Raw genomic sequence first — 12494 nt, 5'->3', positions numbered from 1 at the left:
CAGGACGCTCTGGCTCGCGCGCGGCGCCGTGCTCGTCGGCATCTGGATCGCGCTGGGCATCATCCAGATGCTGCACGGCGGCGTCTGAACCGCGCGGCCCGCACCGCCCGGCGCGGGCTGCCTTCAATCCCACGAAAAAGGGCAAGACCGTTTTGCGGCCTTGCCCTTGTCTTGTCACCGCCCGATCAGCGCAGCAGGCACAGAATTCCGCCCACCCCCACCGTCCATACCAGCAGCATCGGCACCAGCAGGCGCAGCGGAATCAAGGGGCCGTCCGGCATGTCCGGCAGGTCGCCGCCACGGCGCGCCACCCTTTCAGCCGTGTAGTCGTGCATGTCGCGCGAGAACTTGCGCATTTCCTCGAATGCCTTTTCCATGAGGGTTCTCCGTACATATCAGTACCAGCGGCCGTAGCGCCGGATGTAGAACGTCTTGACCTGCTGCGTCAGCGCGATGTAGCCCAGGATCGTCAGCGCCAGCCAGCCGAAGTAGATAGGCGGCAAGGCCACGAACCCGATGGACTCGGCGATCGGCGAGAACGGCAGCCAGCACGCCAGCCCGATGGCGACCGTGGTGGACAACAGCACCGGCAGCGACGCCGTGCTTTGCAGGAACGGAATCTTGCGCGTGCGCAGCATGTGCACCACAAAAGTCTGCGAGACCAGGCCTTCGATGAACCAGCCCGAATTCATGATGGTCTGGCCGCCGTCGCCGCCATGCAGCGCATAGGCCGCCCCGGCGCCGAACACCGTCCACATCAGGAAGTAGGTGGTGATATCGAACACCGACGACGTCGGCCCCAGCCACAGCATGAAGCGCTGGATGTTGCCCGCTTCCCACTTGCGCGGCTTCTTCAGGAACTCTTCATCCATGCGGTCCCATGGCAGCGTCAATTGCGAGATGTCGTAGACCAGGTTCTGGATCAGCAGCTGCAGCGACAGCATCGGTTCCCAAGGCAGCCAGGCCGACGCCACCAGCACCGAGAACACGTTGCCGAAGTTCGAGCTGGCGGTCATGTTCAGGTACTTGAGAATGTTGCCGAAGGTCTCGCGGCCCTTGATGACGCCCTGCTCCAGCACCATCAGGTCCTTTTCCAGCAGCACGATATCGGCCGTCTCCTTGGCAATGTCGGCGCCGCTGTCCACCGAGATGCCCACGTCGGCGTCGCGCAGCGCCGGCGCATCGTTGATGCCGTCGCCCAGAAAGCCCACCGTGTGGCCGTTGGCCTGCAAGGCCTTGACCACCCGCGACTTCTGTAGCGGCGTCAGTTTGGCGAACAACACCGCGTTCTCGACGCGCTGGCATAGCGCCACATCGTCCATCTGCTCGATTTCCGACCCCAGCACCACGCGGCCATCGCGTTCGGTGCCCAGGTCCAGGCCCACGTCGCGGCACACCTTGGCGGCCACGATGGGGTTGTCGCCCGTCAGCACCTTCACCGCCACGCCGTAGTCATTCAGCGCGCGGATCGCCGCCTGCGCCGAGTCCTTGGGCGGATCCAGGAAGGTCAGGAAGCCGCGCACCACCAGCCCGCTCTCATCGGCCGTCTGGAACTGCGTGCGGCCGGTGTCTTCCAGCCGGCGCGAGGCCACCACCAGCACCCGGAAACCGTCGCGGTTGTAGGCTTCGGCGCTGCGCAACAGACGCTTGCGCATGGCCGCATCCAGCGGCACCTCGCGGCCATCGCTGACCACACCCGTGCTCACCGCCAGCATTTCCTCGACCGCGCCCTTGGTGATCATCTCCAGGCCGCCGTCCGCGCCTCGCACCACCACCGACAGCCGCCGGCGCACGAAATCAAACGGAATCTCGTCGACCTTGCCGTAGGCGTCGCTGCGCTCCCAGCCGCGCAGATCCAGCGCCCGCGCCAGGATCGCGCGGTCCATCAGGTTGCGCTGGCCGCTCTGGTTGACGCTGTTGAGCCAGCCCAGGCGCAGCACCTCGTCGTCGATCTCGCCGTCGACATTGAAGTGGTGCTCAAGGATGATGCGGTCCTGCGTCAGCGTGCCCGTCTTGTCCGTGCACAGCACGTCCATCGCGCCGAAGTTCTGCACCGAGTTCAGGCGCTTGACCACCACCTTGCGGCGTGCCATCGCCACCGCCCCCTTGGCCAGATTGGCCGAAACGATCATGGGCAGCATCTCGGGGGTCAGCCCCACCGCCACCGCCAATGCGAACGTCAGCGCGGTCACCCAGTCGCCCTTGGTCACGCCATTGATGACGAACACGATCGGCACCATTACCAGCATGAACTTGATGAGCAGCCATGACACGCTGTTCACGCCGCGGTCAAAGCTGGTCTCGACACGCTTGGTCGACACCACGTTCTTGGCCAGCGAACCGAAATACGTGTTTGCCCCGGTGCCCACCACCAGCGCGGTGGCCGTGCCGCTGACCACGTTCGTGCCCATGAAGCAGATATTGGCCAGGTCCAGCAGCTCGGCGTTTTCGCCGGCCTGCGCGTCGGCGCGCTTGGCGCTGACGCTGCCCAGCGTGTCGTACTTTTCCACCGGCAAGGCTTCGCCGGTCAGGATCGCCTGACTGATGAACAGGTCGCGCGATTGCAGCAAGCGAATGTCGGCGGGAATCATGTCGCCCGCCTGCAGCTCGACGATATCGCCCGGCACCAGCTCATTCATCGGCACCTCGCGCCGCGCCGGCTCGCTGGCCTGGCTGTCTCGCCGCACCACCGTGGCGGTACTGCGCACCATGGACTTGAGCTTTTCCGCGGCGCGGCCCGACCGGTATTCCTGGATGAACCGCAACAGGCCGCTGATCGTCACCATCGTCAGCATGATGATGATGCCGGTCCAGTCCCGGTCCGCCGGGTTGGCGAACTGGATGTCGGTCATGTACGACACCGCCGCCAGGCCCAACAACACCAGCACGAACGGATTGCGGAAGGCGCGCAGCAGCTGCAACCATGCTGGCGCCGGCTTGTCGTGCGCCACCTCGTTCATGCCATCGACCGCGCGCCGCACGGCCACGTCGGCTTCGGCCAGACCCGAGCGCTGCGTCTGCAACGCCTGCAGGCTGTCTTGCACCGATAGCCCGGCATGGCGAGCCACCGGCATCGTGCGGCGTTTGCCCGGCGCCGTATCGGGCGCCCGGTTCTTCTCGCTGCGTGGCCCGCGCGGGGCCGGCAGCGTGGCTTCTTGGACTTGCTTCATGTTCGCTGCTCCCGCCCGCACTCGTCGTGGACGGGGCAGCGCCGGCGTCAAGGCGCAGGCATCCCCCATCCGCGGCGAGCGCGAACTCGATGGATATTGAAAATCGAAAAAAGATGGATCAGAGGTGGGTCGGCGCCACCACCGGCGCGGGCTGCGCGCGGGCCGCGGGCGACACCCCGACACGCAGCGTCTGCACGCCCATGTCGCGGCACAGGTCGCTGAGCCAGGTGATCAACGGCCAGGGGTTGCCGGTATCGCTACGCAGGCTGATGGCGGTGCAGGCCTGCTCGCCGTCGGCCGAATAGCGGACATCGGCCACGCTCTCGTCGCGCTGCCGCAGCGCTTCGTAAAGGCGCTTGCGGATCGCGGCCAGCACGGTGGGGCTGCCGTAGAACGTCAGGGTGATGAAGGCCGACGCGGTGGGCGCGCGGCGCACAGGTGTCGGGGATTGGGTATGGAAGAGCATGCGCGTCTCCTGAATGCAGGACGATCCGCCCGAAGGCGTTCAAGTGGCGCATGCGTAGCGCTGCGGCGCCGTCAGAAAGACGGGATTGCGCGCGGCGGCTGGCAAGAAAAGGCGTGCAGACCCGTCATGCCCGGCATGCGCCGTAGGTTCTGGTACTTCCGTCGTCTTCCACGGCGGGCTCCTTTAGGTTTGCGACAAGCGGGAGTGTAGGACTGGCTTGGCGTTCCAAACAGGCCAGGGGACATATACCTTGGTATTGATCGTCGTCCGGCGCTTTCGCGGCAAGATCATCGGCTTCAAGGACGATGTCTGGCTGGCCAACCGCTACGACGTCGTCGTGCGCGCCAACTTTGGCACGCCGCTCGTCGGGGCGGCGTCACGCCAAATAGGCCGCCACCTCGTCCGGCGTCAGGTACCGCATGAACGTCATCGACGGTTGTTGCGCGTCGTGGATCGCGCCATTGAAGCCCGACCAGTTGCGCTTGATGCCTTCGTCCGTTTCCAGCGCGATCAGTACCCGCTTGCCGCCCTTGGCGTGGTTATCGCGCAACGCACCCTCGCCCCAGGCCAAACGCATGATGTTCTGCAACGCACCGCCGGCATAGGCGTCCGCCTGCAGCCATTGGAAATCCGCGCTGTCCCGATCCGCGTCCGGTTCGCGCGGCGCGATCTCGCGCCGCACGCCCAACGCCTGGGCATGCTCGCCGATCAGGATCTGCAGCAGCGTGAAGGCATGGAAGTTGTTGTTGATGCCATGCGCCCGCGCCACGAAGCCCGTCCCGGACATCGGCAATACCACCACCAGCTCGTCCTCGTAGCTGATGCGCGATGCCAGCCACAAAAAATGCAGCTGTTCGAACGGCAGGCTGTCGTTCATTGTCGTCATCGCGTACAGCCATTCCAGCAGCGCATCGTCGTCGATCAAGGCCTGATGGTTGCGGCGGTCGCGCATCACCATCGCCATCATCGGCAGCACCAGCGTGTCCACGGCCTCCTGCAGCGCATCGACTTCCCAGCGCTGGTCTTGCGGCACCGCCGCCAGCCGCGCCTGCGCGTCGGCCCAGGCCTGGCGGTCAGCCTCTTCGACCTCGTCGTCGTCCGCTTCCACTTCCTGGGCGCAGTATGGCCGCAGCGTTTCCAGCCAGGGGCGCAGCAGCGCTTGCAGCGTCGGGAACAGGATGACGGGATCGGCGCCGTCTTCCACCAGGGATCCGCACATCAGCGCCAACCCCGCCGCACGGCTGGGATGCAGGGTAGGCAACAGGCCGGCGCAGAATTGCAACGCGGCGCCGGTCTCGCCGGGTTCCTGGGCTTCGGCGTAGAACGCGCTGACCTCGGGGCGCTGGAAGAATTTTTCCAGCGTATCCAATTCAGCGGGGGAACCTACCGGTGCGCGCAGGGCGTCGGCGAGAGCGGCGTGGGAAGTGGTCATCGGATAGCGGTCGAAGGAGAGAAAAGGCGGCCGACGCCGGGCAAGACGCAGGCAAGACGCAGGCAAGTTTACAGAACTGTCCGCTATCCGCCTGCCACGCCACGAGATCACGTCGCCCCCCTGGCAGAGGAGCTGGGTAGGTATGATTTCCCGTACCGCCCAGCGCTCGCCCACCCCACGGAAACCGCATGCCCCCCATCCCCGACATCGCCACCGCCCTGGATGCCCCCGCCGACGTCCTGGACGCCGACGAGCAACGCTTCGTCAACCAGATCCGCGAGCACGGCTGGTTTCGCACCGAGATCTTCGCCGAAGACGACGAGCCGGGCTTCTCCTTCACCACGGGATTCTGGGTCGGCCATGGATTTCCCGAGGTCATCGTCTTTTCCCTGCCACGCGAAGTCACCCACGACGTGCTGTGGAACCTCTATCGGATGATCGAGGCCGGCAACCCGCCGCCCATCGGTGTGCCCACCGACACCCTGTTCCGCGGCTTCAACGCCCTGCTCGTGCCGGTCGACAAGTCCCACTACCCCGACCACCTGGGTTGGAACCGCTGGTTCCACGGCGGCGACGACTTTCCCTGCGTGCAGCTGTTCTGGCCCGACAAGGCCGGCGTGTTCCCCGGACAGGCAGGGGCCGACGCCTCGTTCAAGGCGCTGCAGCCAGACCTGTCGGAAAATGGCTGGGCCTGGCCCGCCGCGACGCCTGACTCACCCCAAGGATGATCCCGGCATGACCGCAATCAATCACACCCAAGCCCTGAAGAAACTGGCCGCCGACACCCTGGTCCAGACGCTGGGCGAAGACCTGGCCCGGCTCAATACCGGTAATTCACCCCCAGCATCGCGCTGAATGGCGCGCCGTAGTAATTGCTGTAGACGTTGGTGCTGGCGTAGTACTTCTTGTCCAGCACGTTGTTCAAATTCAGCGTGGCGGACCACTGGCGGTTGAACTGATAGCGCGCCATCAAGTCCAGCAGCGCATAGGCGCTTTGCGATGCCTCGGCCTGCCGACCGCCGGGTCCGCGGCTGGAATAGCCGCTCTGGCTTTCCCAGCGCACGCCACCACCCACCGTCAAGGCGCTCCAGTCGCCGGGCAGGCGGTAGGTGGTGTACAGCTTGGCGATGTGGCGCGGCAGACCCACCTGCGTCGTAAAGCCCTGGGGCAGCCTGCGGTCCACATAGGCGTACGACAGCTGCGTCTGCCAGCCCGGCGTGAGCTCGCCGCTCACCTCGGCTTCCACGCCGCGCATCACCGCGCCGTCGGCGGCAACGAACGCGCTGTCGCCGTTGGGCGCCAGGCGATCGCCGTCCAGCATCGCGTAATTGTCTTGCCGGGTACGGAACAGGGCCAGCGATCCATTCAAGCGGCCGTCCATCAGCGTCGTCTTCAGCCCGACTTCATAGGTGTTGCCCTTGATGGGCGCCAACACACTGCCCGACACGCTCTGCGCCTGTTGCGGCAGGAAGATGCTGGTGTAGCTGGCGTAGGCGGACAGGTTGCGGGTCAGGTCATAGACCACCCCGGCATAGGGCGTGTAGACGCCTTGCTCGCGCATGTTGTCCGGATAGGACGAGCCATCGGTATAGGCATAGGAAGCTTGCTGGTCCCACCACGTCACGCGTGACCCGAGCACCAACGACAAGGCCTCGGTGGGACGCAGGCGCACGGCGCCATAGATCGACGCTTGCTTCTCGGTGTAATAGCGCTTGCCGGTCGACTGCCAATCCGGCTCGGGCATATCGCCGTTCCACGCACGGATGTCCGGAATCTTGGGGTCATAGCCGGGCGCCAGCCACAGCGGATAGGTGTCGTAGTCCGCCTTGGTGCGGGACGCGTTGACGCCCAACACCAGGTCGTGCTGGCGACCGAGCGCGTTGAAGGCGCCGGACAGGCTGGCATCCACGGCGTTCTGGGTCTTGGGAATAGGCCATTTCGCGACCCAGACCGAAGCGCCCTGCCCCGTCTGCGGGTTGGCCCAGCCATTGCTGCTGAACCAGCCGTAGGTGCGATCGTTGTCGTCGCCGGTGCGCGACAGGGTGACCGATCCTTTCCACAGGGGCGCAAACTCGTGGTCCAGCGTGGCAAAGACGTTATAGCGCGTGCGTTCCTGGCGGCTCCAGTTGGTGGCCGAGTTGAAACGCTGGGGAAAATCCGTCTCCGAGCCGTCCGCATATACGGCGGGAAAGCCGAAGTACGAGCACGCGGTGCATTTCCTGCGCTGGTATTCCGCACCCAGCGTCAACAAGGTGCGCTCGGCCAGGTCGGCTTCGACCACGCCATAGAGCAGTTGCGAATCCTGTTTGACACGGTCGATGAACGAACCGCCTTCCTGCCATGCGCCGACCAATCGCCCGCGCAGCTTGCCGGCTTCGTCCAGCGGGCTGCCCAGATCGAACTCGGTGCGCTTGTAGTCCCACGAACCCACCGTGACGCCAGCGGCGGCCTCGAATTCCCGGGTGGGCCGCTTGCGCACCAGGTTGATCGACGCCGCGGGATTGCCCGCGCCGCTGAGCAAGCCGGTGGATCCCCGGACGACCTCGATCCGGTCGTACAGCGCGGTGTCCAGGCCCAAGGCGTTGAAATCCTTGTGCGTCGGCACGCCGTCCACCTGCATGTTGGTGATTTCCATGCCGCGCGCATACAGGCCTTTCTCGTTGTCATCGGCCGATCCCTTCTTCTTGAAGGTCAGGCCGGGCGTGTTGGCAATGGCGTCTTCCAGGGTGTTCAGGCCCTGGTCCGTCATACGCTGGCGCGTCATGACCGACACGGACTGCGGCGTTTCGCGCAGGGTCATCGGCAGCCGGGTGGCGGTGGTGGACAAGCCGACGGTGTACGAATCCGTTGCTTCGCTGGGCCCCGGTTCGCGCGAGCCCAGCACTTCCACCGGCGCCAGCGTCTGCGTACCGGCGATGCGCAGACCGTAGTTGTTGGCCCCCTGGTTGATGGCCTCCAGGCCGGTGCCGGCCAGCATGGCCGCCAAGCCTGCAGCAACGCCATAGCCGCCTTGCAGCCCGGCGCTTTGCTTGCCCTGGGTCAGTTGCGCGTCGAACGACAACACCACGCCCGCCTGGGCGGCGAACCGGCTCAGCGCCAGGCCCAGCGGCCCCGGCGCAATGTCATAGTGGCGGGCGGTCTCGACATTGGGCGCGGCTTGCGCCAATGCGTCAGGCGCAGCACTGACCGCCATCGCGGCAATCAGGATGGCCCGCGCCAACGGCGCCAAAGCAAGGAAGGGGCGGCAGGAAGCAGTAGTAGAGGACATGAACAAAGGTTTTCCGTGACTTGAATCCGACGTGATCCCTGCTAAGTCGGACGAGCACGGAAAAAGGACAATGCCTCTGGAAAATTAATCAGCCGCGCGCCGCCACGCGGACGTAGTAGCGGGTGAAATGCGATATCCGGACCGGGAGTGCCCGCTCGACGGCGGCCAGCGCCCGGTCGGTGTCGTCGATGGGGAACGCGCCGGATACGCGCAAGGAAGCCACGGCGTCGTCGCACCGCAGCCGGCCGAAACGGTAACGGTCCAACTGGTCGATAAGGTCGCCCAGCCGCCAGTTATCCACGATCAGCAAGCCCCGCGTCCAGGCGTCTGGTTCACCAATGACGGCGCCTGTGTGACGGGCGCCCGAGGACTCCAGGGTGCCCTGCTCGCCGGCTTGCAGGATCACCTCGTCGCCGCCCGCCGCCGCTTGCAGCGCCACGGCATGGCGCAGCACGGCCACCTGCGTCTGGCCTTCCTGGCGATTGACGATGAAGCGCGTGCCCAGCGGGCGCACGGCGCCGTGCACGGTGGCGACACGCAGCGGCGGCAGGCCCCGCGCCGCGTGTTCGGTGTCGATCAGGATTTCACCCGAATGGACGATGATCTGGCGGCCGTGCGTATCGATCTTGACGTCCACCGCGCTGGCGCTGTCCAGCCACAGCAGGGTGCCGTCCGCCATCCGCAGTTCGCGGCGTTCACCCGTGCCGGTGCGATAGTCGGCCAGCATCCCGTCCACCGGCAAGGCGCGCCAGGCCAACAGGCCGCCAATCCCGAACAGCGCCACGGCGCCCAGGCCATTGCGCAGCAACGCGCGACGGCGCGAAAAGTGGTGATCGACCCGGTTCAGGGTATCGGCCGCCAGGCGCGCGGGCGCCGCCCCCAGGGTGCCGCGCAGGCGTTCGACCTGGCGCCAGACGCGCGCGTGTTCCGGGTCGGCGGCCAGCCAACGGCCATGCGCCGCCACGTCCGCAGGGGTGACGTCATCCGCGCACAGCCGCGCATACCACTGCGCCGCGGCCGAAATGGTCTTGTCCGCCATGGCCGTCTACTGCCTGGCCAGCGCGTACACAAGGCAATGCTCGGTGGCGCGCGCCATGTACTTCTTGACGGAACTGACGGTCACCCCCAGGGCGGACGCGATCTCGGCATAGCTGGCGCCTTCGAGCTGCGACATCAGGAAGGCGCGCCGTACCTTGTCGCCCAGGCCGCACAGCATTGCATCGATCTCGCGGATGGTTTCCAGCAGGATGGCCTGCGTCTCGGGAGAGATCGCGCTGGCTTCGGGCTGCTGCGCCAAGGTTTCGAGCCAGGCGCGCTCCAGCACCTGGCGGCGGATGTGGTCCACCAAGGTGCGCTGTGCCACCGTTGCCAGGAAACTGCGCGGCTGGCGGATGCCCTGCAACTGTGCCATGGACGCGGGCGAGGCCAGCAGGCGCAGGAACGTGTCCTGCGCCAGATCGGCCGCTTCGGCCGGCACGCTCAAGCGCCGCAGCAGCCAACCGCGCAGCCAGCCATGATGATCGCGATAGAGCCTGCCAAGCTCGCGGTGCTCCAGGGATTCCGTGGACGACATGGCCGTGGGGTGACTGCTTTCAGATTTTCGGAAATGGGAATTGTAATCATTATTGATGGAAGCGAACAATCCGTCCGCCTCCGTTCCCCGTCATCCGGCCCCGGCGTGGTCCGCTAGAACTTGTAGCTGACCTTCATCCACACATTGCGGGGCGTCCCGTAGTTGTACCCGTTGTATCCGCCCAGCCCGCTGTAGTACCGCTTGTCCGTCAAGTTATCGATGTTGATCGACGCGGCAACCTGCCGGCTGAATTCATAGCGGGCCATCAGCCCCAACACCGTCACCCCGCCCTGCGTCGCGCGGCCCAGGCCGCTGGATTCGTCGTAATAGATCCCGCTCTGGTAGTTCACGCTGGCGCCGACCGTGAGCTTGTTCCATGCCCCGGGCAGGCGATAGCTGGCCGCCACCCGGAACAGACGCTCGGGGTAATTCGGCAACAGCAAGGCGCCTTCGTTGTCGCGCTTGGCGAAGTAGGTATATCCGCCCATCAGCTGCAAGCCCCGCGCGACCTCGCCGGCCACCGTCACCTCAAAACCCTTGCTGCGCGCACCCGCCACGGAACGGTACGGGGTGCTGCCGTCCGGCAACGGCGTGCCGCTGGGGTCTTCGACCGGCACGTTGGCTTCCTGGGTGCGAAAGACGGCGAAGCTGGTGTTGAGCTTGCCGTCCAGGTGCTCGCCCTTGAGGCCCAGTTCGTAGTTCTTGCCGGTTTGCGGCGGCAGCAACGCATTGGTAGCGTCGCGTTCGGTGCGGGGAATGAAGATCCGCGTATAGCTGGCGTAGGCCGAGAACGTGTCGTTCAGGTCCAGCACCGTACCGGCATAGGGCGTGAATTCGCCGTTCGCCTTGGCGGTAGGGTTGGTCGTCCAGAGATTGGCGGGGCCGTTGTAGGACTTGGATTTTTCTTCGTACCAGGTGGCGCGGCCGCCCAGCACGAATGACAGGGGTTCGGCGATTTTCAGGCGGGCGGAGCCGTAGACGGCGGTTTCCTTGGCGTCCAGGAAGGTGTTGTAGAAGGTGTAGAACTGGCTGGGCTTGGGAAAATTCTGCAGCTGATAGAAATTGAGCGGCCGGCGGTCCCAGCCGTTGGGGTTGGCCGAATCCAGGTTCAGCTCGCTGGTGTAGTCATTGACGCTCACGCCCAACGACGCCTGATGCTCTCTGCCGAATGCCTGGAAGGGACCGGTGGCGTACAGGTCAAAGGACTTGTTGGTGGAGTTGGCCGGATTCTTGCGAATCTCGATGGTGGAATCGCCGTTCTGTTCTACAGGGAAGTATTCGAACAGGTAGCCCCAGACCGCCCGGCGCTCGTTCTTCAGACGGCTCGCGTCCATCTTGACGCGCCAGCCGTTGTCGAAGCGATGGTCCAGCGTGACGAAAATCTTGTCGCTGTACATGTCCCACTGGCTCCATGGGGTGCCGGGGTTGAACGAGCGTGGAAAGTCGGTACGCGTGCCGTCGCTGTAGAACAGGGGCGCCTGGCCGAAGTTGGCGCCGTCGATGGCGGTCTTTTGATGTTCGAAGCCCACGCTCAACAGCGTGTTGGGCGTGATATCCGCCTCAAGGATGCCGTAGAAAACATCGTCGGACCGCTTGCGCTTGTCGATGAAGCTGTCGCCCGCGGTGCGCGAGGCGATGGCCCGGCCGCGCACGGAACCGGAACTGTTGAGCGGCCCGCCCAGGTCCATCTCCAGGTTGTAGCTATTCCAGCGGCCCGCGCCGGCAGTGACATGGCCGGCGAATTCGCTGGTGGGCCGCTTGCGGATCAGGTTGATCGAACCGCCCGGCTCTCCCACCCCATTGAGCAGGCCGGCCGCGCCGCGCACGACTTCAATGCGGTCGTAGATGACGGTGTTGATCATGCCGACCTCGGCCGCGGGCGTCTTGAACGCGAACGTGGGCACGCCATCGATCATGGTGTTCATGGCGAAGCCGCGCGACGTGATGGTGACGCGTTCGTCCTGCTTGTCCGCCACGACGCCTGGGGTCTGGCGCAACACGTCGTCCAGGGTCGTCAGATTCTGGTCGTCCATCTGCTGCCGGGTGACGACGCTGACCGACTGGGGGGTCTCGCGCAGGGACAAGTCCATGCGGGTCGCGGACGAGGCGGCCCGCGTCGTGTACGAACCGGTGCCTTCGCTGACCGCGTCGCCGTCGCGGCTGCCCGTCACGGTGACGACGGGCAGCGCGGTCACGTCAGCCTGGGGCTGGCGGCGCAGCGTGTAGCCGCCGTCGGCCCGCCGCAAGGGCTCCAGCCCGCTGCCGTCCAGCAGCTTGCGCAAGCCCTCTTCGAAGCCATAGCTGCCTTGGAGCCCCGCCGTGCGCAGGTCTCGCGTCAGCGCCGGATCGAACGACAGCAGCACGCCGGCGCGCGCGGCGTAGGCCGACAATGCGGCGCTGAGCGGGCCGGGTTCGATCGCCACCGCGACCGGCGCGGCGGACGTCTGCGCATGGACGGGCGCGGCCAGGGCAGCCAGCGGCAGCGCGAACGCGCGAGCGCCGCATAGGGCGCGACGGGACGCGCTGGTGCGCAGACGGGGAAAACGCGGGGGCATGACGGGGCACTCCAACAGTTGGTCTTACCC

General features: G+C 65.8%; 9 protein-coding genes. 1 reads left to right on the top strand and 8 read right to left on the bottom strand.

The genetic code is table 11. The features are described 5' to 3' along the window. Positions 1-185: 185 nt before the first annotated feature. The 4 genes from A9974_RS24085 to A9974_RS24070 all read right to left on the bottom strand — a co-directional run bounded on the left by A9974_RS24085 (position 186) and on the right by A9974_RS24070 (position 5068). Complete coding sequence (locus tag A9974_RS24085; RefSeq protein ID WP_183006725.1) at positions 186-377, bottom strand: hypothetical protein; 192 nt, start codon at positions 375-377, stop codon at positions 186-188. Positions 378-395: 18 nt separating this feature from the next. Continuing rightward, the gene (gene mgtA / locus A9974_RS24080; RefSeq protein ID WP_183006724.1) at positions 396-3170 is read right to left on the bottom strand and encodes a magnesium-translocating P-type ATPase; all 2775 of its coding nucleotides are present in this window, start codon (positions 3168-3170) and stop codon (positions 396-398) included. Positions 3171-3288: 118 nt separating this feature from the next. After that, the gene (locus A9974_RS24075; RefSeq protein WP_183006723.1) at positions 3289-3636 is read right to left on the bottom strand and encodes a hypothetical protein; all 348 of its coding nucleotides are present in this window, start codon (positions 3634-3636) and stop codon (positions 3289-3291) included. Between the two features lie 376 nt (positions 3637-4012). After that, positions 4013-5068, bottom strand: a complete 1056-nt coding sequence (locus A9974_RS24070) for a hypothetical protein (RefSeq protein WP_183006722.1) — start codon at positions 5066-5068, stop codon at positions 4013-4015. A 188-nt stretch (positions 5069-5256) separates the two neighbouring features. Between A9974_RS24070 and A9974_RS24065 the strand changes: the two genes are divergently transcribed. Next, positions 5257-5796 carry a DUF4262 domain-containing protein gene (locus A9974_RS24065; protein WP_183006721.1) on the top strand — a complete coding sequence of 180 codons (540 nt, stop codon included), beginning with the start codon at positions 5257-5259 and terminating at the stop codon, positions 5794-5796. Positions 5797-5888: 92 nt separating this feature from the next. On the opposite strand, the gene A9974_RS24060 is transcribed toward A9974_RS24065, so the two are convergent. The 4 genes from A9974_RS24060 to A9974_RS24045 form a co-directional block, all read right to left on the bottom strand. Continuing rightward, positions 5889-8336 (bottom strand): TonB-dependent siderophore receptor, encoded by a 2448-nt coding sequence (locus A9974_RS24060; protein ID WP_183006720.1) that lies wholly within the window; start codon positions 8334-8336, stop codon positions 5889-5891. An 88-nt stretch (positions 8337-8424) separates the two neighbouring features. Next, positions 8425-9375 (bottom strand): FecR domain-containing protein, encoded by a 951-nt coding sequence (locus A9974_RS24055; protein ID WP_183006719.1) that lies wholly within the window; start codon positions 9373-9375, stop codon positions 8425-8427. 6 nt (positions 9376-9381) lie between these two features. Then, positions 9382-9909 carry a sigma-70 family RNA polymerase sigma factor gene (locus A9974_RS24050; protein WP_183006718.1) on the bottom strand — a complete coding sequence of 176 codons (528 nt, stop codon included), beginning with the start codon at positions 9907-9909 and terminating at the stop codon, positions 9382-9384. Between the two features lie 113 nt (positions 9910-10022). After that, complete coding sequence (locus A9974_RS24045) at positions 10023-12464, bottom strand: TonB-dependent siderophore receptor (RefSeq protein WP_183006717.1); 2442 nt, start codon at positions 12462-12464, stop codon at positions 10023-10025. Positions 12465-12494 lie beyond the last annotated feature (30 nt).

This window comes from Achromobacter sp. UMC71, assembly GCF_014170305.1.
Classification (GTDB): domain Bacteria; phylum Pseudomonadota; class Gammaproteobacteria; order Burkholderiales; family Burkholderiaceae_B; genus Achromobacter.
This window is presented reverse-complemented; position numbering and strand designations above follow the sequence as displayed.